The sequence below is a fragment of the Pseudomonas sp. NFPP07 genome, from assembly GCF_900115645.1.
GTDB classification, from domain to species: Bacteria; Pseudomonadota; Gammaproteobacteria; order Pseudomonadales; family Pseudomonadaceae; genus Aquipseudomonas; species Aquipseudomonas chlororaphis.
Genome location: NZ_FOXG01000003.1, coordinates 46,063 through 68,215, shown reverse-complemented (window position 1 = coordinate 68,215; position 22,153 = coordinate 46,063). Strand labels below are relative to the sequence as shown.

The window sequence follows — 22,153 nt, the reverse complement described above, 5'->3', positions numbered from 1 at the left end:
ACAAAAAACGCGAGGATCGCGACAGACCGGGTCCTGCCCAGGCTTTTAGACTGGCACCGCTCCGCTCAACCGTTTTGAAGGATTGAAATGACTCCGCGTACTGCCCTTGGCGCCCTGCATATCGGCGCATTGATGTTCGGCCTCACCGGTGTATTCGGCAAACTCGCCGCCGCTTCGCCGGCCATCATCGTCTTTGGTCGCGCGGCGTTCGCGGTGCTCGCCCTGGCGTTCTTCGCCCGCTGCGCCAGCAGCATCCGCTGGCAACGGCTGCAGGCCACGGACGGGTGGCGCCTGCTGCTCAGCGGCCTGCTGCTGGCCGGGCACTGGGTGAGTTTCTTCATCGCGGTGAAAGTCGCCGGCGTGGCCATCGCCACCCTGGGCTTCGCCAGCTTCCCGGCCTTTACGGTGATCCTTGAGGGACTGATCTTTCGTGAGCGGATCCGCCTCAACGAGATCGTCCTGGTGGCCCTGGTCAGCGTCGGCCTGGTGCTGGTGACGCCGGACTTCGACCTCGCCAGCCAAGCCACCAGCGGGCTGCTCTGGGCCGCGGGATCGGGCCTGCTGTTCGCCCTACTGTCACTGAACAATCGCGCCAGTTCCGCACGCATCCCGGCGGTACAGGCGGCGCTGTGCCAGAACGTAGTGGTTGCCTTGTGCTTGCTGCCGGTGGCGGCGCCGGGGTTGAGCGAGGTACGGGCCATCGACTGGTTGTGGATCAGCCTGCTCGGCATTTTCTGCACCGGCCTGGCCCACAGCCTGTTCGTCGCCAGCCTCGCGGTGATCAAGGCGCGCACCGCGGCGGTGGTGTTCGCCCTGGAGCCGGTCTACGGGATTACCGTGGCCTGGCTGCTGTTCAACGAGACGCCGACGCTACGGATGCTGATCGGTGGCGTCTTGATCATCCTCGCCATCGTGGTCTCCAGCAGCCTGTCCGGCTCAAGCAAAAAAGCGCCAGTGGCAGAAGTCGCGTCTCACTGAGTGCGGTCGTTGTGGCCGAGGTCGCGCTGCGGATCGATCTGGTCGCGCACCCGCTGCTTGAGTACCTTGGCTTCGGGAAAACCGCCATCGGCCTTGCGTTCCCAGATCTGTACGCCGTCGCAGGTAATGCGGAACGTGCCGCCGGTGGCCGGTTCCAGGGACACCTTGCCCAGGTCGTCGCTGAAGGTGCTCAGCAGTTCCTGGGCCAGCCAGGCGGCGCGCAGCAGCCACTGGCACTGGGTGCAATAGGTGATGACCACTTCGGGTTTACGTTCTGACATGGTGCTGCCGACTCCTGGGCTCAAGGGCGTCGTTATAATAGCCGCCTTTATCGCTCGCCCCGAGATCCATGATGCGTCGTTTGCTGTCCTGCCTGCTCCTGTGTTTGCTCCCCGTGTTCCTGCACGCCGCCGAAGCGCCACGGCCGAAGATCGGCCTGGTGTTGTCCGGCGGCGCCGCCCGTGGCCTGGCGCATATCGGCGTGCTCAAGGCCCTGGAGGAGCAAGGCGTGAAGATCGATGCGATTGCCGGCACCAGCATGGGCGCGGTGATCGGCGGGCTGTACGCCTCGGGCTACAAGATCGACGAGCTGGAAAAACTGGCCCTGGGCATCGACTGGCAACAGGCGCTGTCCGACGCGCCGCCCCGGGAAGACATACCGTTTCGTCGCAAGCAGGATGACCGCGACTTCCTGGTGAAACAGAAACTCAGCTTCCGCGACGACGGCAGCCTCGGCCTGCCGCTGGGGGTCATCCAGGGCCAGAACCTGGCGCTACTGCTGGAAAGCATGCTGGCCCACGCCAGCGATACCCGGGACTTCGACAAGCTGCCGATCCCCTTCCGCGCGGTCGCCACCGACATCGCCAGCGGCGAGAAAGTGGTGTTCCGCAAGGGCCACCTGCCCCGGGTGATTCGCGCCAGCATGTCGATCCCGGCGGTGTTCGCCCCGGTGGAAATGGATGGCCGGCTGCTGGTGGACGGTGGCATGACCGACAACATTCCGCTGGATGTGGCCCGCGACATGGGCGTGGACATCGCCATCGTGGTCGACATCGGCACCCCGCTGCGCTCGCGCCAGCAGTTGGCGACCGTGGTCGATGTGCTGAACCAGTCCATCACCCTGATGACCCGGCGCAACTCCGAGGAACAACTGGCGACCCTGCACAAGAATGACGTGCTGATCCAGCCGCCCCTGGCCAGTTTCGGGGTCACCGACTTCGGCCGCGCCCAGGAAATGATCGACGCCGGCTACCGCGCCACCCGCATCCTCGACGCCCGCCTGGCGCCGCTGCGCCGAGCCGAACCGATGGATGCCGAACTCAGCGCCGCGCGTACGCCCAGCCAGCGCACCCCGATCATCACCGCGATCCGGGTGGAAAACGATTCGAAGGTCAGCGACGACGTGATCCGTTACTACATCCGCCAGCACATCGGCGAGCCTCTGGACCTGGGCCGGCTGCAGACCGACATGGGCACGCTGTATGGCCTGGACTACTTCGAGCAGGTGCAATACCGCGTGGTCCACAAGGGCAATGACCACACCCTGGTGATCCACGCCCGGGGCAAACGCAGCGGCACCGATTACCTGCGCCTGGGGCTGAACCTGTCCGACGACATGCGCGGCGACAGTGCTTTCAACCTGGGCGCCAGCTACCGGGTCAACGGCATCAACAGCCTCGGCGCCGAATGGCTGACCCGGGTGCAGATCGGTGATCAGCAGGAGCTTTACAGTGAGTTCTATCAGCCGCTGGACGTCGGCTCGCGCTACTTCATCGCGCCGTATATCGGTCTTGAATCACAGAACATCGAAGCCGTGCTGGATAACGACCCGATCGCCGAATACCGCCTGGAGCGCTATGGTTTCGGCCTCAATATCGGGCGCCAGATCGGCAACAGCGGCGAGATCCGCTTCGGTGTCGGCGAGGCCTGGGGCAAGGCCGATGTCCGCGTCGGCGACCAGAACCTGCCCAGCGAAAGCTTCAACGAGGGCTACTACGAACTGCGCTACTCGTTCGACTCCCTGGACAATGTCTACTTCCCCCACGCGGGCGAGGACATCGGCCTGTCGCTGCGCCAGTTCGAACCCAGCCTGGGCTCGGACAAGCGCTACCGGCAGTGGGAGTTCAAGCTGGACAAGGCCCTGAGCAGCGGCCCGAACACCTTTATCCTCGGCGGTCGGTATGGCCGGACCCTGGATGAGGCCGAAGTGGTGACCTCAAGCTTTGTGCTGGGCGGCGCCCGCCAGCTGTCGGGCTTCCGCCAGGATGCGCTCTCGGGCCAGAACGTCAGCCTGATGCGGGGCGTCTACTACCGGCGGCTGACACCCCGCTCCTACCTGCCCCTGGACTTCCCGCTGTATATCGGCGGCTCCCTGGAGCGAGGGCGGGCCTGGAACAACGACAACGAGTTCGACAGTGGCTACATCAACGCCGCCAGCATCTTCCTTGGTTTCGACACGCCGCTGGGGCCGCTGAATTTCAGTTACGGCATCAACGACGACAACCAGAAAGCGGTCTACCTCAACTTGGGCCAGACGTTCTGAGGCTTGGCGTCCGACTCGGCTTCGGCCTTGCTGCCGGAGCCCGGTTCGTCTGGCTCCTCCAGGCGCCAGACGATCGAATCGGCATTGAATGGCGCCGGTGCTGCGGTAGGAGACGGCGGAGCGCTGGAGGGCTCGGAAGGTGCGATCAGGTCCCAGTCGACATCGATCGACGGCTCGCGATCAACCAACCGATCTCCTGCCACGGGCTGTACCGGAGCAACAGGGGGCGTTGATCTGAACGACTCCTGGGCTGCCACCGTCGTCACAGCACTGGCCAGCGTTCGTGTGGGCCGACTCTCGGGGGCCGTCTGTGCCTCCGGTACGGCGGCGGACTGACGACGGCGACGCATGACCAACACCACCAGCCAGGCCGTCAGCAGCAAGGCGGCAAGCATCAGCCAGGGATTCGAGCCCTCATCAGTCTCTGGGGCCTGTTCGGCTGGCTGGGGTGGACTGACTGCGGTGGGTGTCGCGGGCGCGGGCGCCGGGGCAGGATTATCGGCAGGTTTGCTCAGGGCTTCGGCCAACTGACGTTGCAGCTCCACCAGCTGTTGCTGCTGGCGCGCCAGTTGTTCGTCCCGCTGCTGCAATGTGTTGCGCAGCTCTTGGGCCTGGTCCTGCAATTGCTGGTTGGCCTGCAGGGCTTGCGCCAATTGTCCGGCCGCAGGATCGCTCGCCTTGGCCGCCGCGGGTGGCGCCTGGGTGGCGATCGCCGGTTCGGGTTTTGCTACCTCCCTCACCGGGGCCGGCACTATCTCGGGGCTTCCCGGGGGATCGATCAGCAGCGTGTACTCGCGTAACTGCCGGCCATTGGCCTGGTTCACCTGCAGCAGGAAATCCAGGAACGGCTCGTTCACCGGCTTGCTAGACACCACCCGGATCACCCTGCGCTCGCCCTGCAAAACCTGGGTAAAACGCAAGTCTTCGAGAAACGGCAAGCGCTCGATACCGGCCTGCTTGAACTCGCTGGCCGTCGCCAGGCTGACTGACAACTCGCCCTCCTCCAGAGCTTGTGCCTGCACCAGGGCGATCTCCGCCTCCAGCGGTTGGTTCAGCGCCGAATGCACGGTGATTTCACCCAGGCCCACCGCCGAGGCCAGGGACGAATACAAGGTCGCCAGCACCGGCAGAAGGAACAAGGAACGATTCTTCGCCACCCAGGACGACCCGACGAAACCGCGCAGAGCGGCCAGCAGACTCTGGAACATGAGCACCCTTTTTGAGGACCGAAAGCGACCACAGCGGCGATACGCTGGCTGCGCATGCCGCTGTGGACCTAGTATTTCTTATAGTCCGCCGGTGTCGGTAGCTCAAAAATCCGCGGCGCTAGTTATGCCTCAAGACTTTTCCAGATTGGCCAGGATATGCGCGTGAACCCGCATGCAGACCCGCATATCCTCTTCATCGACACCGACGAACAATTCACTGCGCAGGGCTGTGGCGATGGTTTCGATCTGTTCGATCAAGGGCAGCGCCGGGGCGCACAGAACGATCTTCTTCGCCCGGCGATCCTCGACCACCGACTGCCGTTGCACCAAACCCTGGGTTTCCAGGCTGTCGAGCAGCCGCGCCAGGGTCGGTCCTTCGACGCCGACACTCTGGGCAAGTTCACGCTGGGTCGGGGCTTCATCGAAACGGGCAAGGTGCAGCAGCACCAGCCAGCGGGCCTGGGACAGGCCAAGTCCAGCCAGACGGCGATCCAGTTCGGCGCGCCAGCCTCGGGACATCTGCGCCAACTGCATGCCAAAACGGTGTTGATCGGTTAACGGCATAAACAACTCATGAGTTAGTAGACTGAAAATTAAGAAAAACTAATTATTAGTCAGCTAAGCATGACAGTTGCCGAGTGGCAAGGTTTGCCATGAACTGAATCGTTACATCTTGCCGTCGGGCAACTCACATCTCGAATTCCGATTCCAGCGCCGCACGCACGCAATACAGCACACCTTCCGGCACGCGACCGGCAAACAGCTCGGCCACTTCGCTCACCGAGGGCAGCTCGCCTTCGCCGTCGAGAAAAGCGTCCTGGATCTCGCCGAGCAGGTCTTCCGGCAGATCCAGCGCCTGCTCCAGGGACAACTGCTGCTTGCCCACGGCTTCGGCGAGCATCGTGTAAACGTTCTTTTCCGAGCACTGCAATTGCCCGGCGATCTGCAGTGGCGTCATGCCGGCGCGGGCCAGGGTAATCAGCTCGTGGCGGATGTCGGCCACCACTTTCGGCGCCTCCACCTGGCCGCCCAACACTTCGAGGAAGGCCTCGCCGTAGCGCTCCAGCTTGCGCGCGCCGACACCGCTGACCCGGGCCATTTCCGCCAGGGAGCCGGGCTGGCTGCGGAGCATTTCCAGCAGGGTGGAATCGGGGAAAATGACATAGGGCGGCACGCCATGTTCTTCCGCCAGCTTGCGCCGCAGGGCGCGCAAGGCTTCCCACTGTTCGCGCTCTTCGCCGCGTACCAGTTGGCTGGCCTGGCTGGTGCTGCTCTTGGCGGCGGTCTGCGGCTTTATGTCGCGGCGCAGCTCCAGGCTCACCTCGCCCTTGAGCAGCGGTCGGCAGCTGTCGCTCAGACGCAAGCCGCCGTAGCCTTCCAGATCGATGTCGGCCAGGCCGCGGGCCACCAGTTGGCGGAACAACGAGCGCCATTCGCCTTCGCTGCGCGCCTTGCCCACGCCGAACACGGAAAGATGCTGATGGCCGAAGCTGCGGACTTTTTCCGTGTCCTTGCCCAGCAGCACGTCCACCAGGTGGCCGACGCCATACCGCTGGCCGGTGCGATAGATCGCCGACAGCGCCTGGCGCGCCGGCTCGGTGGCATCCCAGGTCTGCACGCCGTCGACGCAGTTGTCGCAATGGCCGCATGGCTGTGGCATGTCTTCGTCGAAATAGGCCAGCAGGGTCTGGCGCCGGCAGCGGGTTTCCTCGCACAGAGCCAGCATGGCGTCGAGCTTGTGCTGCTCCAGGCGTTTGTGGCGTTCGTCGCCCTCGGAATTCTGCAGCATCTGCTTGAGCATCAGCACGTCCTGCAGGCCGTAGGCCATCCAGGCATCGGCAGGCAGGCCGTCACGCCCGGCACGCCCGGTTTCCTGGTAATAGGCCTCGAGGGACTTGGGCAGGTCCAGGTGCGCCACGAAGCGCACGTTGGGTTTGTCGATGCCCATGCCGAAGGCAATGGTCGCGACCATGATCAGCCCTTCCTCATTGAGGAAACGCTTCTGGTGATAGGCCCGCAGCTCGCTAGGCAACCCGGCGTGATACGGCAGCGCCGGAAAGCCCTGCTCGCAGAGGAAGGCGGCAACCTCGTCGACCTTCTTGCGCGACAGGCAGTAGACGATGCCGGCGTCGCTGCGCCGTTCGCTGAGGAACGCCAGCAGCTGCTTGCGCGGCTGCTCCTTGGGAACGATGCGATAGAAGATGTTCGGACGGTCGAAACTGGAGAGGAAACGCTCGGCATCCTGCAGGTGCAGGCGATTGACGATTTCCTCGCGGGTGCGCTTGTCGGCGGTGGCGGTCAGGGCGATGCGCGGCACCTGGGGGAACATTTCCGCCAGCTGGCCCAACTGCAGGTACTCCGGACGGAAGTCATGCCCCCACTGGGACACACAATGCGCCTCGTCGATGGCGAACAGGGCGATGTCGAGGTTCTGCAGGAACGCCAGCATCCGCGGTTGCACCAGGCGCTCCGGCGCCAGGTACAGCATCTTCACCTCGCCCCGCCGGATGCGCGCGGCCAGGTCACGCTGCTGCTCGGCGCTCAGGGTGGAGTTCAGCGCCGCCGCGGCGACCCCGAGTTCCTCCAGGGTCGCGACCTGATCGTCCATCAGCGCGATCAATGGCGAAACCACCACCGCCAGGCCTTCGCGCAGCAGGGCCGGGACCTGGAAGCACAACGACTTGCCGCCGCCGGTAGGCATCAGTACCAGGGCGTCGCCGCCACTGGCCACACGCTCAATGATCGCACCTTGGCGGCCACGGAAACTGTCGTAGCCGAAGATGTCCTTGAGGACGCGTTGAGCCTGTTCGAGCATGAAAAACTCCAAAAATCGCTGAAATCCCTGTGCGCAGGCTGGCCGAAAAGACCACGGTTTTCACTGACAAATCCGTTAGCGGACTTTTCCTGGACCGTCATGACGCCTGCCGGGCATCACAAAACGCGCAAGTATACCCGAGCACTTGCCGGCGAAGGGTGCCGACAATGGACCGCTGGTAACCTTTAGAAGCGCGCAAATCTGCGCGGCGGCTGGCCTGGGCGCTCAAGAAAGCCTAGAATTCAGCATCGTTTATTCCCAAGGTAGTCCTTCAATGTCCTTCGCTGAGCAATTAACCCGCCTGCAAGCCTTCCTCGACGCCGATGAGCTGCATGACGAGGCGCTGGACTATGTGGCCGCCCACGGCTACCTGACTGCGCTGTCCATCTGTTCCGAAAGCGTTCCCGACCGTGAGTGGATCGACGCCCTGTTCGCCGAGGAGCCGCACTACAGCGACGCCGCCCAGCGCGAAGAGATCGAGTCCACCCTGATTGCCCTCAAGGCCCACATCGCCCGCCAACTGGCTTCCGACGAAGAGTTCGAGCTGCCGTGCGACCTCGACCTCGGCGACGAGCCGGACGACTCCGACCTGCGCGGCTGGTGCATCGGTTTCATGGAAGGCGTGTTCCTGCGCGAAGCGGCCTGGTTCGAAACCGCCGAGGAAGAAGTCAGCGAGATGCTCCTGCCGATCATGGTCGGCTCCGGCCTGTTCGACGAACAACCCGAGTTCTCCGACATCGCCAGCGATGCCAACCTGATGGACGACATGATCGTGCAGATCCCGGAAGCCCTGACCGCGCTGTACCTGCTGTGCAACGCGCCGGACGAAAAACCGGCCATTCTCAAGCCCCGTCACCACTGAGTCACCGCCTATGGCCAAGCCCATAGGCAACCGCCCCCTGATCCTGCGTTACGTTCTGCTGGCCATCGGCTGGCTGAGCGTAGTGCTGGGGGTGACCGGCATCTTCCTCCCGGTATTGCCCACTACCCCCTTCCTGCTGCTGGCCGCCGCCTGCTTTGCCCGCAGTTCGCCGCGCTTCTATCGGTGGCTGGTGGAACATCCGCGGCTCGGCCCGTGGATCCGCGATTACCTGGACGGCCACGGTATCCCGCTCAAAGGCAAGGTTTACGCCATCGGTCTGATGTGGCTGAGCATCGGTCTGTCCTGCTATCTGGTGCCCCTGCCCTGGGCCCGCGGCTTCATGCTGACCAGCGCGGTGCTGGTGACGATCTACATCCTGCGCCAGAAGACCCTGCACAAGCCTTGAACCCGGCCCTGCGCGCCGCCTTCCTCCGTTCGTGGCAACCCGACCAGCTGCCCATGCTCGCGAAAAATACCGCCTAGACTTCAGACACCTGCATTCGAGCAGCCCGCCATGCCCGCACGTTCGCGTCGCCCCGAGTGGACACTGCTCCGGTTTCGGCTGGCCGGCTGGTCGTTGTTGCTGGTCTGTTTGTGGACCGACCCGGGCAATGTGCGGGCGAACTGGGAATTCGTTTCTGCCCTGAGCACCTTCGAGTACCGTCATCAGGTCCTGGGCCCGGCCCGGGAGCGTCTCGAGGCCTGGAACCAGTTGTTGCAGGACCTGACTGGGCGACCGGAATACGAACAACTCAATGCCATCAACCGCTTCTTCAACCAGCAACTGAGCTTCAAGGAGGACCAGCGCACCTGGCAGCAGGGCGATTATTGGGCCACGCCGATCGAGGCCCTGCTCAAGGGCGCCGGGGATTGTGAGGACTATGCACTGGCCAAGTATTTCAGCCTGCGCAGCCTGGGGGTCTCCAGCGACAAACTGCGCCTCACTTACGTCAAGGCCAGGCGCGGCAACCGGCCGCACATGGTCCTGGCCTATTACCCCAGCCCCGGCGCCGGACCGCTGATACTGGACAACCTCAGCAGCGACATTCGTTCCGCCGCCCAGCGCCAGGATCCGAACCCGGTATACGCCTTCAATGCCGAGGGGCTGTACCTGCCCGGAGTGGCTGGCGACACGCGCAGCATCGACCCGAAAAAACTCTCGCGCTGGCAGGACGTACTGAAAAAGATGCGGGACGAGGGCTTCACGGTGGGTAATGGCTGATCCGACAAGGAGTGCCGAATGTCGCTACTCAAGCAACTGTTCATCGCCATCTGCCTGTTCCTGCTGGTGGCCTTCAGCGGCAGTTTTTTTGTCAGCCTGGAAAGCTCCCGCGAGCAGATGCTCAACCAGCTGCGCTCCCACGCCCAGGATGCGGCCACCGCCCTGGGCCTGTCCCTGACCAGCCAGGTCGACGACCCGGCGATGATGGAACTGATGGTCAGTTCGATCTTCGACAGCGGCTACTACAACAGCATCCGGGTGGTGAACATCGAAGACGAAAGCATTCTGCTGGAGCGTTCGGTGCCTGCCAGGATCGAGGGCATACCCCAGTGGTTCGTCAGGCTGGTGAGCCTGCGCCCGCAAGGTGGCGACGCCCTGGTCATGCGTGGCTGGGAACAGGTGGCGCGGGTGGAAGTGCTGAGCAACCCGCAGTTCGCCCTGGCCAGGCTCTGGGACAGCAGCGTCGGCAGCCTGCTCTGGCTGCTGGTGTGCGGCTTGCTCAGCGCGGTGTTCGGCGGCTGGCTGCTGCGGCGCCAGTTGCGACCGCTGGACGCCATGGTCAGGCAGGCCGAAGCCATCAGCCACCGCGAGTTCCTCAGCCTGCCGACGGTGCCGCGCACGCCCGAGCTCAAGCGGGTGGTCCTGGCCATGAACCAGATGGTGGAAAAACTCAAAGCCCTGTTCGCCGAAGAGGCCGCGCGCAGCGAGAAACTGCGGGCCGAGTCCTATCAGGACAGCCTGACCGGCCTGGCCAACCGGCGCCTGCTGGACGAACAGCTCGGCGATCAGTTGCTGCTCAACGAGCAGAGTGGCGATGGTTATCTGCTGATGCTGCGTGTCAATGACCTCAGTGGCCTGAACCAGCGCCTGGGCGGCCAGCGCACCGACGCCCTGATCAAAAGCATCGGCGATCTGCTCAAGCGCATCAGCGCCCAGGCCGACCGCCGCCACTGGCTGGCGGCGCGCAATCGCGGCGGCGAATTCAGCCTGCTGACACCGGGACTGGACAGCCGCGGCGCCGAGCGCCTGGCCATGGAAATCAGCGCCACCCTGGAGAACCTGCGCCTGACCGGGGCCAGCGACTGCACACCGGTGGCGCACCTGGGCATAGTCGCCTACCGGCCCGGCGACCCGCTGAGCGGCGTCTGGTTGCGCCTGGACCAGGCGCTGGCGCAGGCCCAGCAGCATCCCGAACGTCCCTGGGCGCTGCTGCAGGAGTTCGCCGCCGGCCCCAGCCAGCCACAGCATGACTGGCGCGCCTGGATCGACGACGCCCTGAGCAACGGCAAGTTGAAGTTGTATTTCCAGCCGGTGGTGCAGTGCGCCGACACCAGCGAGGTGCTGCATCACAAAGTGCTGGCGCGCTTGCTCGACCCGCAGGGCGAAGCCATTGCCGCCGGGCATTTCCTGCCGTGGATCGAGCGCCTGGGCTGGTCGGCACGCTTCGACCTGGCCATGCTCGAACACACCCTGGATTATCTGCTCGAGCATGCCTGGCCGCTGGCTCTGAGCCTGTCCGGCAGCACCCTGCGCGACCCCGACGCGTTGCGGCGGATCCTCGACCAGCTCAAGGCTCTGCCCGACCTGGCCAAGTTACTGACCCTGGAAATCGACGAACGCCAACTGCCCTCGGCCAGCGAGCTGCAGCACTTGAGCCAGCGCCTGCGGGACAGCGGCTACCGGATCGGCCTGCAACATTTCGGCGGCAACTTCAGCCAGATCGGCAACCTCGCCCACCTCGGCCTGGCCTACCTGAAAGTCGATGGCAGCTACATCCGCGACATCGACCGGCAAAGCGACAAACAGCTGTTCATCGAGGCGATATTTCGCGCCACCCACAGCATCGACCTGCCGCTGATCGCCGAACGGGTCGAGACCCAGGGCGAACTGGACACCCTCAAGGCCCTGGGCCTGTTCGGGGTCATGGGGCGGCTGATCGGCCCACCGGAACCGATGTAGCCCCTTCCCCGCACAGCCCCGGCGCCAACCTCGGTCGAGGCTGGCGCCAGGCCCGCCGGGCCTCAGACGGTATCGACCTTCAACGAATGGTCGTTGAGCATGCCGTTGATGATGGTCGCAGTATCCGCGCCACCCGCGATCACTCCGCCTGCGCCCGGTGTCACTCCGTAGTGCTCCGCCAGGTTGACCCCGGCCAGATCGATGGTCTGGCTCGGCGAGGCCCCCGCCGCCGCGCTGACGTCGATACTGGTGATCAGCGACGGACCGCTGCCAGTGACCGTGAAGTGCAGGTAATCATCCAGCGATGCGCTGCTGGCGTTCTCGCCCTGCAGCAGTTGCGACAGGTCGAGTTTGTCGATGCCCGGCGTGAAGTCGGTGACCAGGTCATGCCCGCTGTTGCCCTGCTGCCACTGGAAAGTGTCGCTGCCGCTGCCACCGGTCAGGGTGTTGTTGCCCATCCCGCCGATCAACAGGTCGTCGCCGCCACCGCCGTTGAGCACATCGTTACCCAGGCCGCCGGTGATGATGTTGGCGTTGTTGTCGCCGGTCAGGGTGTCGTTGTAGTTGGAGCCCACCAGGTTTTCGATGGCGGTCAGGGTATCGGTCCCGGCGCCACCGGTGTTCTGCGCACCGAGCAGCGAGAGGTCGACCGTGACCCCGGCACTGGCATGGGCGTAGCTGGCGGTGTCGTTGCCCGTGCCGCCGTCGAGCAGGTCGTTGCCCGGCCCGCCGAACAGCAGGTCGTTACCCGCGTCGCCGTGCAGGGTGTTGTTGCCGCTGCCGGCGATGAGCACGTCGTTGCCGTCGCCGGCATTGATCAGGTTGTCGCCGCTGCCGGCCAGCAGCACATCGTCGCCAGCGGTGCCGGTCAGGGTATGGCCGTCCTGATAACTGATGCTCACCGCCGCGCTGTCGCTGCCGCCATGGCTGTCGCTGGCGGTGTAGGTACCGTGGTAATCCGGCGTGGACTCCTGGCCGCCCGCGTAGTTGACGGTCATGGTCAGCTGGTAGTTTTCCGAACCGTTGGCGTTGCTGCCGCTGGGGTTGGGCAAGTTGATGAGATGGATCTGGTAGATCCCGTCCGCCCCCGCGGTGAACGAGCCGCCATCGGCGATCGCGGTGTAGGCCCCGCCATTGAAGGCATACTCCATGCCCACCCGGCCCGCCACCACGTTGTGATCCAGGGTCAGGGTCTCGCCCTGTTTCAGGCTGACGCTGATCACATCCTCGTCATTGTCATTGCCGTTGTTGATGCTGCCCAGCAAGCCGCTGACCACCACCACGGCGGTCATGGCCAGGGAATTGGCATTGAAGGAGGCCCGGGCGACGCTCAGGGTCTGGCTGGTACCCCCGGTGAAGGCAATGGTCTGCAGGCTGGCGGCGGCAAAGTCGGAGCCAGGCGACTGCCAGCCAGTGTTGAAGCTGGTCGGCGCGGCCGTCAGCGGATCGCCGTTGGCGTCGCTGTCGTTGGCTAGCAGGGCATCGGCCGGCACCACGATAGTGCCCGACAGAATGTTGGTGATGATGTGGTCGTCGCCCGCCACCGGCGCCGCGTTCGGATTGACCTTGACCACCAGGGTCGCGCTGGCCAGGTCGCCGTCGTTATCGCTGACGGTGAAGCCGACTGTCTCGGTCAGCACCACGCTGGTGACTTTCTGCGAGGTGTAGGCGTAATCGCCGGTGTCGAGTTTCACCACCAGCGTGCCGCCATTGTTGGTGGCGATGCTGAGGCTGTTGTCCAGGGTATTGAAGGTGCCGTGGTTGACCCCGCCGCTGAAGCTCAGCGAGCCCTGGTTGCTATTGCCGTTGGGGTCATAGGTATAGGTGGTGCCATCGACCACCAGGGTCTTGATGAAACCGCCGTCGGCGCCGAACGAGCCACCTTCGCCGAGCAGGCTGCCGGTGACCGGGGTGCCCTGTACCGTACCGGCCAGCACCGAGTCGAGCTGGTTCAGGTCGGTGACCACCACCGCATTGGTATCGATGTGGGTACTGCCGTCATAGGCCAGCGGGTCGAGATTGCTGTTGCTGACGCCGCTGCCCAGGCCGATTGCATAGTTCTTGATGCCGTTGGCGTCGAGGAAGGCTTTCCAGGCGGTTTCGTCGGCGGTGCCGATTTCCTGGCCATCGTTGGGCTTGCCGTCGGAGAAGAAATAACCGACGTTCTGCGCCCCGCTGATCTGGCCACTGGTGACAAACGCCAGCTTCGCCGCGGCCACGGCCGCATCGTAGTTGGTGCCGCCGCCCGCGGTCAGGGAGGCGATGATCGACTTGGCCGTCGCCACATCGACCCAGATCGGCGTCTTGTCCGTGGCGCTGCTGCTGAAGGTGACGATCTGCACCTTCACATCGCCCATGTCGTCGTACTTGTCGAGCAAGGTGCTGATCGCCTGCTTGGCCAGTTCCAGGCGCGACAGGCCGGGGACGCCCGACGGATCGGCCATGCTGCCGGAGACATCGATCACCAGCAGCAGGTTGGAATCGACCTCCAGCGCGGTGACCGCCCGCTCGCTGGCGACCGCCTGGGGCACATCGTCGACGATGCTGATCTGGATGGTGCTGGTGGTGGTATTGCCCACCGCGTCGGTGGCCTTGTAGGTGAAGCTTTCGCTCAGCACGTTGGGGCCGTCGTTGGCGGTCGGCGCGGTTTTTGGCGCCGAGGTCAGGGTGTAGCGGTAGGTACCGTCGGGGTTGAGCAGGATCTGCCCGTAAGTGCCGGTGGCGCTGCCGACCAGGGTGTAGGTAATCGCACCGCTGCCGCCGATGACCGAGCCGACCAGGGTGCCGCTGGCGGTTTCGCCGGTGTTGCCCGGGTCACTGCCGATCACCGTGCCGGCCGCCAGGTCCTGGCCGTCCTTGTTCAGGTCCAGGGCTTTTTCGAAGACAGTGACATCCTGGTCATTGACGGCCCTGAGCTCGGTGTCGCAGATCTGGATGGTGATGGTGGTGGTGCTTTCATCGCCGTCCGCGTCACGCACGGTGTAGACGAACACATCCTGCGAATCGTGAGCGGTGACCGAGTTCGGATAGCTGTGATAGGTCGCGTTGCCGAAGGCGTCCAGGGTCAGCGTGCCATACAGGCCGTTGATGGTGGTGTTCAAGCCGCCAATGGCCGAGGTCGAGGTGTCGCTGCCGGCGCGCACGCCGACCACCGCGCCAGTGATTGCCGGGCCATCGGCGCCGCCAATGTCGTTACCCAGCACGTTGCCGCTGATGGTGGTGCCTTCGTCGGCCATCGCCACATCAGGGTGAGCGGTGGGCAGGTCATCGACGATATTCACATCCAGCACCCCGGAGGCACTGCTGCCATCGCCATCGCTGGCGAACACAGTGAAATGCTCGGCGATGCTGTTGGCCCCCTGCCCCGTCGGATGGCTCTCATTGTCGAGCAGGGTGTAGCTGTAGGCGACGACACCGAGGCTGGCGTCGTAGCCGGTAATGGTCAGCACGTTACCCAAGGCCGTCAGGATCGATTGCGGGAAGCTCGCGGCCACCCCGCCGGTCACCACATTGATCCCGCCCACCGTCAGGGTTTGCAGGCCGTCCGGGGCGTTGACCAGGAAGAAGCCGCTCTGGGTCAAGGCCGGGGCATTGGGGCTGGTGCCATCGCTGAGGTGCTTCTCGTAGACCGTCAGCTCGCCGCCCTCGATATCCAGGCAGTGCAGGGTCACGCAGTCGTCATTGTTATGGACGTTCAGCACCAGGTTGGCGGTGCTCGGGTCGCCATCGGCGTCGGTGAGGGTGTAGGCAAAGGTTTCGGTACCGCTGCCATTGCCCTGCAAGGCCTTGAAGTCGGCGTCCGCGGTGTTGAGGGTGTAGGTGTAGGTGCCATCGGCTGCGAGGACCAGGGTGCCGTAGGTACCGGTGAAGGTGCCGGCGGTCACTGGGCCTGTGGGTACGCGGTCAGCGCCCTGCACGTCGTTGGTCAACACATTGCCGCTGAGCACCAGCTGGCTTTCCGAGGCCACGCCATTGCTGTCATCGACTGCCGTTGGCAGGTCGTCCACCACGTTCACGTCCAGCGAACCGCTGGCCGTGCTGCCATTGGTATCGGTCGCCACCACATTGAAGTGTTCGCTGAGGCTGTTGGCGCCATTGGCGGTTGGGTGATCCTCGTTGTCCGCCAGGGTGTAGCTGTAGCTGATCACCCCAGTGGCGGCGTTGTAGCCCGTGATGGTCAGGGTGTTGCCCAGGTCGGTGGTGATCGATTGTGGGAAACCGGCGGCGACTCCACCGCTGACCACAGTGATACCACCCACCGTCAAGGTTTGCAGGCCGTCCAGGGCCGTGACGGTGAAGGTGCCGCTCTGAGTCAGGGCCGGGGCATTCGGGCTGCTGCCATCTGACAGATGCTTTTCGTAGACCGTCAGTTCGCCGCCGTTGGTATCCAGGCCATCGAGGGCCACGCCGTCGTCGTTGTTATAGATGTTCAGCACCAGGTTGGCGGTGCTCGGGTCGCCGTCGGCGTCGGTAATGGTGTAGGCGAAGGTCTCGGTACCGCTGCCATTGCCCTGCAAGGCCTTGAAGTCGGCGTCCGCGGTGTTGAGGGTGTAGGTGTAAGTGCCATCGGCTGCGAGGACCAAGGTGCCGTAGGTACCGGTGAAGGTGCCGGCGGTCACTGGGCCTGTGGGTACGCGGTCAGCGCCCTGCACGTCGTTGGTCAGCACATTGCCGCTGAGCACCAGCTGGCTTTCCGAGGCGACACCATTGCTGTCATCGACTGCCGTTGGCAGGTCGTCCACCACATTCACATCCAGCGAACCGCTGGCGGTGCTGCCATCGGCATCGGTGGCCACCACATTGAAGTGTTCGCTCAGGCTGTTGGCGCCATTGGCCGTCGGGTGGGCCTCATTGTCGGCCAGGGTGTAGCTGTAGCTGATCACCCCGGTGGCGGCGTTGTAGCCCGTGATGGTCAGGGTATTGCCCAGGGCCGTGGTCACCGATTGCGGGAAGCCCGCGGCCACGCCGCCCGTCACCACGTTGATCCCGCCCACCGTCAAGGTTTGCAGGCCGTCCAGCGCGGTCACGGTGAAGGTGCCGCTTTGGGTCAACGCGCCCGCATCCGGGCTGCTGCCGTCCGCCAGGTTCTTCTCGTAGACCGTGATTTCGCCGCCTTCGGCATTGAGGCCCTGAATCACCACCGTGTCGTCGTTGTTGTGCACCTGCAACACCAGGTTGGCGGTGCTGCTGTCGCCGTCGGCATCGGTCAGGGTGTAGGTAAAGGTCTCGGTGCCGCTTCCGCCGCCCTGGAGGGCGAGGAACGCCGAATCACCAGGGTGCAGGGTGTAGGTATAGGTACCGTCGGCCGCCAGCACCAGAGTGCCGTAGGTGCCGTTGAAGGTGCCGGCGGTGATCGGTCCGCTGGGCACCCGGTCGGCGCCTTGCACATCGTTGGTCAGGACATTGCCGCTCAGGGTCAGTTGGCTTTCCGAGGCGACACCATTGCTGTCGTTGAACGCCTGGGGCACATCGTCGGTGATGTTGATATCCAGCGAGTTGCTCGCCGAATCGCCATTACTGTCGCTGGCGACCACGGTGAAATGTTCGCTCAGGTTGTTGGCACCGTCGGCGGCGGAATGGATGTCGTTGCCGACCAGGGTGTAGCTGTAGCTGACCGTACCCGTGGCAGGATCGAAACCGGTGATGGTCAGGGTGTTGCCGAGGGCGGTGGTAATCGACTGCGGGAAGCCGGCGGCCACCCCGCCACTGACCACGGCGATCCCGCCCACGCTGAGGCTGAGCAGCCCGTCGGGGGCGGAGACACTGAAGGTACCGTTCTGCACCAGCGCCGCCGGATTGCTCGCCGAGCCTTGGGGCAGATTGGCTTCGCTGAGGGTCAACTCGCCATTGGCGACCGACAGGCCGCCCAGGGTGACCGGGTTGTTCGGTGGAGGTGGCGGCGCGATACCGCCGTCGTCGCTAGGCGGTACCGCGGCAATCCGCTCAGGCACGAACTCAGGGATTCCGTTGAAGCCCGCGGTGGGGAAACCAATGATCGGCTCGACCCGACCCGCGACTTCTTCAAGCAGTACAAAGGTATGCCCGCCACCCAGGGCGCCGGCGGTGCCACCCGTAGCACCAGGGCCGGCCGCGGTGGCTTCGCCGGTCTGCGTCGGGTCGGCGCCGGCAGCGATGGCTTTTTGCAGTTGCTCGACATCGGTCAGTTGCGCCTGGCTGGGGGTCACGGCTTCAGGAGCCTGCACATGGGGCGCCTGCTTCGCCAGCAGTTGCGGGGTCAATTGCAGGCTGCTGTCGCGCCCGAGGGTCAGTTCCTGGCCGTTCTGCAGATGCACGGCTACCGCGCCCTGCGCACCGGTCACCAGTTGATCCCCTGCAAACAGACGATCGCCTTCTACCAGAACGCGCCGGCTGCCATCCGCCGCGACCGCTACCACTTGCCCGATTACCTTACTGACGACACCGATTAACCTAGCCATGAGCACTTCCTCCGCTGCCGACCGCTATCGGCATCTGGTTGCACGGAAAAGTGCTATGGCGTTATCGGGTCACCGACGGGAAACGCCAGCCTGAAGGTTCGCTGACTTCTGCTCAGTCGAACCTGCGCACCGGCCTTCCCTCTCGCTCGTCCCTCGCTGGCCTGCTGTTTCTGCCGAAGGTAAAACCGAATGCAATCAAACGCATCCAGGCTTCGGACAGCCCTCCCGCGAAAGTCGCGACACGGATTCAAACACTGCGAGTGACAAAAAAATGTCGCATTGAAATCCGTATCGCACCCTCCCCACCGCTTCTCTTCCGCCCTATGTCGAAAATTTTGTTGAACCTTTTCAAGTCCCTGAAAAGCTCCCTAGAGCCTATAAATACGGGGCTTGCGAACTGAACAATGTGCTGGATTTCACAGAGTGCATAAGTTTTTTTCAGCATAAGGCTTATGAGAAATTCTTCTTAGCTTGCGCTCAGGATGTTCTTAGCTCTGTTGTTACAAGCCTGAAACGGTTTGACCTTCAAATTTCGTCATTTTTTTGGCGACTGCAAAGCACCATACATGGACCAGGGAGATGTACCTCATGCGCGTTTTTACCCCCCTCAGTAGCGCGATTTTATTAGCCATGGCCTGCATTCATCAGGCCCAAGCCATGTCTCTGACGGAGGCGATTCAAAGCACGCTGGACAACCACCCGGAACTGCGCGCGAGCCAGAACAACCGTCTGTCGGCGGATGAGGACGTCAAGGTCGCCAAAGGGGGCTTCTATCCATCGCTGGACCTGAATGCTGCCTATGGCCGTGGCTACAGCGACAACACCACCACGCGCGCGTTGGGCAACCATCACACCGAGACCCTGACCTATACCCAGTCGGAGTTGCGCCTGCGGCAAATGCTCTTCGACGGCTTCAATACCGCCAACGAAGTCGGGCGTACCCAGTCGGTCTCCAACTCGCGGGCCTACTACACCCGCGGTACCGCCGAGAGCCTGGCCCTGCGCACCATCGAGGTGTACCTGGAAGTGCTCAAGCGCCGCGAACTGGTGACCCTGGCCAAGAACAACCTGCAGGCGCACCTGCGGGTCAACGACCAGATCGGCCTGCGCAGCGAACGCGGCGTCGGCAGCACCGCCGACCTCGACCAGTCCAAGGCCCGTCGCGCCCTGGCGGAAAACAACTACGACACGGCGCAGGTCGACCTGGCCGACGCCGAGGCCAACTTCTTCAGCGCCGTGGGCCGTATGCCCGACGAACTGGAAAGCCTGCCTTCGGTGCGTGGCGAGATCCCCGCCAGCCTGCCGGATGCCCGGCAGAGCATGCTGGAGAACAACCCCTACCTGAAATCGGCCCAGGCCGACGTGCAAGCGGCCGAGAGCCAGTACGAGGTCGCCAAGTCGCCGTTCTACCCACGCTTCGATGCCGAGGCCGCGGTGGGCGCCAACGACAACGTGCAGGGCGACAAGGGCCACGACAATGAATGGCGAGTGGGCGTGGTGATGAACTACAACCTGTTCCGCGGCGGCAGCGACAAGGCCCGCCTGCAATCGGACGCGCACAAGATCAACCAGGCCATGGACATCCGCAACAACGCGCTGCGTATGCTCAACGAGAACATCACCCTGGCCTGGAACGCCATGCTCAACGCCAAGAAGCAGACCCCCACCGCTCGCGAATACGCTGAAACCACCACCCGTGTACGGGCCGCTTACCAGGACCAGTTCGGTCTCGGCCAGCGCACCCTGCTCGACCTGCTGGACAGCGAGAACGAGCTGTACAACGCCAACCGCCGCTACACCGAGGTGCGCTACACCGAGGAGTTTTCGATGTATCGCGTGCTGGCGAACATGGGCGAGTTGTTGAACAAGGAAAAAGTCGTGGTGCCGGCCGAAGCGATCGCCCAGACCGAAGTGAAGAGCGAAGCCCGTCTGCCTGAGATGCGTTAAGTCCGCGGAGGACTTCAATGTGACCAGCATGGAACCCGGGAGCTCAGGCGTCGATCCGCGCCTGAGCTTTGATGACCCGTTGTTGGACGGATTGTTGATCCTCTGCAAACTGCACGACTGCACCGTCAGCCGGGCCAGCCTCAGCGCGGGGCTGCCCCTGGCCCAGCAACGCCTGAGCCTGGACCTGCTGCCCCGCGCCGCGGCCCGCGCCAGCCTGCAGGCCCGCCTGCTGCGTCGTGAGCTGTCGGCGATTTCCAGGCTCAACCTGCCGGTGCTGCTGATCCTCAAGCATGGCCGCTGTGCGGTCCTGCGCCGCTGGGGCGATGACGGCCAGGCGCTGATCCTGCCCAGCGAAGCCGAAGGCGGCGAGCAGTGGGTCAGCCAGGCGGAGCTGAACGATGACTACAGTGGCCAGGCGCTGTTCGCCCGGCCACGCCACGAACTGGAAGAACTGCGCAACTCCCTGGTGCCGCGGGTCGAAGCCTGGTTCCGCGACACCCTGAAACTCTCGCGCTGGCTGTACAGCGACGCGATCCTCGCCAGCCTGCTGATCAACCTGCTGGGGTTGATGGTGCCGCTGTTCGTCATGCAGACCTACGACCGCGTGGTGCCCAACCAGGCCACCTCGACCCTCTGGGTGCTGGCCATCGGCCTGTTGATCGGCACCGGCTTCGAGCTGGTGCTGCGGGTGGTGCGCGCCCATCTGCTGGACAGCGCCGGCAAGCGCACCGACGTGATCCTCTCCGCCACCCTGTTCGAGCGCATCACCGGCATGGCGATGAAAGCCAAGCCGGCGACCATCGGCGGCTTCGCCCAGAGCATCCATGACTTCCAGGGCCTGCGCGAGTTTCTCACCGCCGTGACCCTGACCAGCCTGATCGACCTGCCCTTCGCCGTGCTGATGCTGCTGGTAATCGGCCTGCTCGGCGGCTGGCTGGTGGTGATCCCGCTGCTGGCGTTTCCCCTGACCATCGTCTTCGCCATGCTGATCCAGGCCCGCCTGCGCGACACCGTGCAAAAGAGCCTGAGCCTGGGCGCCGAACGCCAGGCGCTGCTGATCGAGACCCTCGGCGGCCTGGAAACCCTCAAGGCCTGCAGCGCCGAAAGCGAACGCCAGCACAAATGGGAAAGCACCCACGGCGCCCTCACCCGCCTCGACAGCCACGCGCGCAATCTCTCGGCCCTGGCCACCAACGGCACCCTGTTCATCCAGCAGTTCTGCGGCATGGCGACCATAGTCGCCGGGGTCTACAGCATCATCGCCGGCAACCTCAGCGTCGGCGCGCTGGTGGCCACCTACATGCTCGGCAGCCGGGTCCTGGCGCCGCTGGGGCAGATCGCCGGGCTGATCACCCGCTACCAGCAGGCACAACTGACCATGCGCAGCACCGACGCCCTGATGGCCCTGCCCCAGGAACGCGATGCCCGCCAGCGCCCCCTGGAGCGCACGCAACTGCAAGGCGCGCTGGCGCTCAATCAGGTGACCTTCCGGTATCAGGGGCAGAATGCCGCGGCCCTGAGCAATATCAGCTTCAGCATGCAGCCCGGAGAACGCATCGGCATCATCGGCCGCAGCGGCTCCGGCAAGAGCACCCTGGGGCGCCTGGTCATGGGTTTCTATGCCCCCGAGGAAGGCCAGTTGCTGCTGGACGGCCTGGACCTGCGCCAACTGGACGTGGCCGACCTGCGCCAGCAGATCGGCTATGTCGCCCACGACCTGCCGCTGCTGGCCGGCAGCCTGCGCGACAACCTGACCCTCGGCGCCCGCTACATCAGCGATGCGCGCATGCTCGAGGTCGCCGAGCTGACCGGAGTCACCGAGCTGGCCCGCCAGCATCCCCAGGGCTTCGACCGGCCGGTGGGCGAGCGTGGCCAGTTGCTGTCCGGCGGCCAGCGCCAGGCCGTGCTGCTGGCCCGGGCGCTACTGCTGGACCCGCCGATCATGCTCCTGGACGAACCCACCAGCGCCATGGACAACAGCAGCGAAGACGCCCTGCGCCAGCGCCTGCACGCCTGGGTGCAAGGCAAGACCCTGCTACTGGTGACCCACCGCACCTCGATGCTCAGCCTGGTGGACCGGCTGGTGGTCCTGGACAACGGGCGGATCGTCGCCGACGGGCCGAAAGAAGCGGTCATCGATGCACTGCGCAAGGGCCGTGTCGGCTCTGCGGCGGTCTAGGAGT

The 22,153-nt window shown here is 64.4% G+C and carries 13 protein-coding genes; 8 read left to right on the top strand and 5 right to left on the bottom strand.

Annotation, left to right across the window (positions count from 1 at the left end):
• Positions 1-87 precede the first annotated feature (87 nt).
• Positions 88-978, top strand: coding sequence for a DMT family transporter (locus BM019_RS08415; RefSeq protein WP_092418038.1), 891 nt, complete (start codon positions 88-90; stop codon positions 976-978).
• Here BM019_RS08415 and BM019_RS08410 read toward each other — a convergent pair.
• A complete protein-coding gene (locus tag BM019_RS08410) occupies positions 972-1,259 on the bottom strand; it encodes an Rdx family protein (RefSeq protein WP_007929749.1) in 288 nt (95 codons plus the stop codon). The two genes, BM019_RS08415 and BM019_RS08410, sit on opposite strands and share 7 nt — an antisense overlap.
• Before the next feature lie 71 nt (positions 1,260-1,330).
• Here BM019_RS08410 and BM019_RS08405 point away from each other — a divergent pair, with 71 nt between their 5' ends.
• Positions 1,331-3,520: a patatin-like phospholipase family protein gene (locus BM019_RS08405; protein ID WP_092418037.1), complete on the top strand. Its 2,190-nt coding sequence runs from the start codon at positions 1,331-1,333 to the stop codon at positions 3,518-3,520.
• On the opposite strand, the gene BM019_RS08400 is transcribed toward BM019_RS08405, so the two are convergent.
• The 3 genes from BM019_RS08400 to recQ form a co-directional block, all read right to left on the bottom strand.
• Positions 3,493-4,728, bottom strand: a complete 1,236-nt coding sequence (locus BM019_RS08400; RefSeq protein WP_092418036.1) for a type IV pilus assembly protein FimV — start codon at positions 4,726-4,728, stop codon at positions 3,493-3,495. The genes BM019_RS08405 and BM019_RS08400 overlap by 28 nt on opposite strands.
• A 129-nt stretch (positions 4,729-4,857) precedes the next feature.
• Positions 4,858-5,292, bottom strand: a complete 435-nt coding sequence (locus BM019_RS08395) for a MarR family transcriptional regulator (RefSeq protein WP_007929752.1) — start codon at positions 5,290-5,292, stop codon at positions 4,858-4,860.
• A gap of 124 nt (positions 5,293-5,416) precedes the next feature.
• Positions 5,417-7,543 (bottom strand): DNA helicase RecQ, encoded by a 2,127-nt coding sequence (gene recQ, locus BM019_RS08390; protein WP_007929753.1) that lies wholly within the window; start codon positions 7,541-7,543, stop codon positions 5,417-5,419.
• A 274-nt stretch (positions 7,544-7,817) separates the two neighbouring features.
• On the opposite strand from recQ, the gene BM019_RS08385 reads away from it, so the two are divergent.
• The 4 genes from BM019_RS08385 to lapD all read left to right on the top strand — a co-directional run bounded on the left by BM019_RS08385 (position 7,818) and on the right by lapD (position 11,586).
• A complete protein-coding gene (locus BM019_RS08385; RefSeq protein ID WP_007929756.1) occupies positions 7,818-8,405 on the top strand; it encodes a UPF0149 family protein in 588 nt (195 codons plus the stop codon).
• Positions 8,406-8,415: 10 nt separating this feature from the next.
• Positions 8,416-8,811, top strand: a complete 396-nt coding sequence (locus BM019_RS08380; RefSeq protein WP_007929758.1) for a YbaN family protein — start codon at positions 8,416-8,418, stop codon at positions 8,809-8,811.
• A gap of 108 nt (positions 8,812-8,919) precedes the next feature.
• Entirely contained in the window at positions 8,920-9,627 is a 708-nt protein-coding gene (locus BM019_RS08375; RefSeq protein WP_037004550.1) for a transglutaminase-like cysteine peptidase, read from the top strand.
• An 18-nt stretch (positions 9,628-9,645) separates the two neighbouring features.
• Complete coding sequence (lapD, locus tag BM019_RS08370) at positions 9,646-11,586, top strand: cyclic di-GMP receptor LapD (RefSeq protein ID WP_092418035.1); 1,941 nt, start codon at positions 9,646-9,648, stop codon at positions 11,584-11,586.
• A gap of 62 nt (positions 11,587-11,648) precedes the next feature.
• On the opposite strand, the gene BM019_RS08365 is transcribed toward lapD, so the two are convergent.
• The gene (locus tag BM019_RS08365; RefSeq protein ID WP_092418034.1) at positions 11,649-18,023 is read right to left on the bottom strand and encodes a retention module-containing protein; all 6,375 of its coding nucleotides are present in this window, start codon (positions 18,021-18,023) and stop codon (positions 11,649-11,651) included.
• 588 nt (positions 18,024-18,611) lie between these two features.
• On the opposite strand from BM019_RS08365, the gene BM019_RS08360 reads away from it, so the two are divergent.
• Complete coding sequence (locus tag BM019_RS08360; protein ID WP_007920684.1) at positions 18,612-19,970, top strand: TolC family outer membrane protein; 1,359 nt, start codon at positions 18,612-18,614, stop codon at positions 19,968-19,970.
• A gap of 19 nt (positions 19,971-19,989) precedes the next feature.
• Positions 19,990-22,149, top strand: a complete 2,160-nt coding sequence (locus tag BM019_RS08355; RefSeq protein WP_062823286.1) for a type I secretion system permease/ATPase — start codon at positions 19,990-19,992, stop codon at positions 22,147-22,149.
• Positions 22,150-22,153 lie beyond the last annotated feature (4 nt).

Bases quoted from the DNA above. Each gene is read 5' to 3' on its own strand.
- BM019_RS08400 (WP_092418036.1), bottom strand. From the start codon at position 4,728: ATGTTCCAGAGTCTGCTGGCCGCTCTGCGCGGTTTCGTCGGGTCGTCC.
- BM019_RS08375 (WP_037004550.1), top strand. From the start codon at position 8,920: ATGCCCGCACGTTCGCGTCGCCCCGAGTGGACACTGCTCCGGTTTCGG.
- BM019_RS08405 (WP_092418037.1), top strand. From the start codon at position 1,331: ATGCGTCGTTTGCTGTCCTGCCTGCTCCTGTGTTTGCTCCCCGTGTTC.
- BM019_RS08380 (WP_007929758.1), top strand. From the start codon at position 8,416: ATGGCCAAGCCCATAGGCAACCGCCCCCTGATCCTGCGTTACGTTCTG.
- BM019_RS08360 (WP_007920684.1), top strand. From the start codon at position 18,612: ATGCGCGTTTTTACCCCCCTCAGTAGCGCGATTTTATTAGCCATGGCC.
- BM019_RS08365 (WP_092418034.1), bottom strand. From the start codon at position 18,023: ATGGCTAGGTTAATCGGTGTCGTCAGTAAGGTAATCGGGCAAGTGGTA.
- lapD (WP_092418035.1), top strand. From the start codon at position 9,646: ATGTCGCTACTCAAGCAACTGTTCATCGCCATCTGCCTGTTCCTGCTG.
- BM019_RS08395 (WP_007929752.1), bottom strand. From the start codon at position 5,292: ATGCCGTTAACCGATCAACACCGTTTTGGCATGCAGTTGGCGCAGATG.
- BM019_RS08385 (WP_007929756.1), top strand. From the start codon at position 7,818: ATGTCCTTCGCTGAGCAATTAACCCGCCTGCAAGCCTTCCTCGACGCC.
- BM019_RS08415 (WP_092418038.1), top strand. From the start codon at position 88: ATGACTCCGCGTACTGCCCTTGGCGCCCTGCATATCGGCGCATTGATG.
- BM019_RS08410 (WP_007929749.1), bottom strand. From the start codon at position 1,259: ATGTCAGAACGTAAACCCGAAGTGGTCATCACCTATTGCACCCAGTGC.
- recQ (WP_007929753.1), bottom strand. From the start codon at position 7,543: ATGCTCGAACAGGCTCAACGCGTCCTCAAGGACATCTTCGGCTACGAC.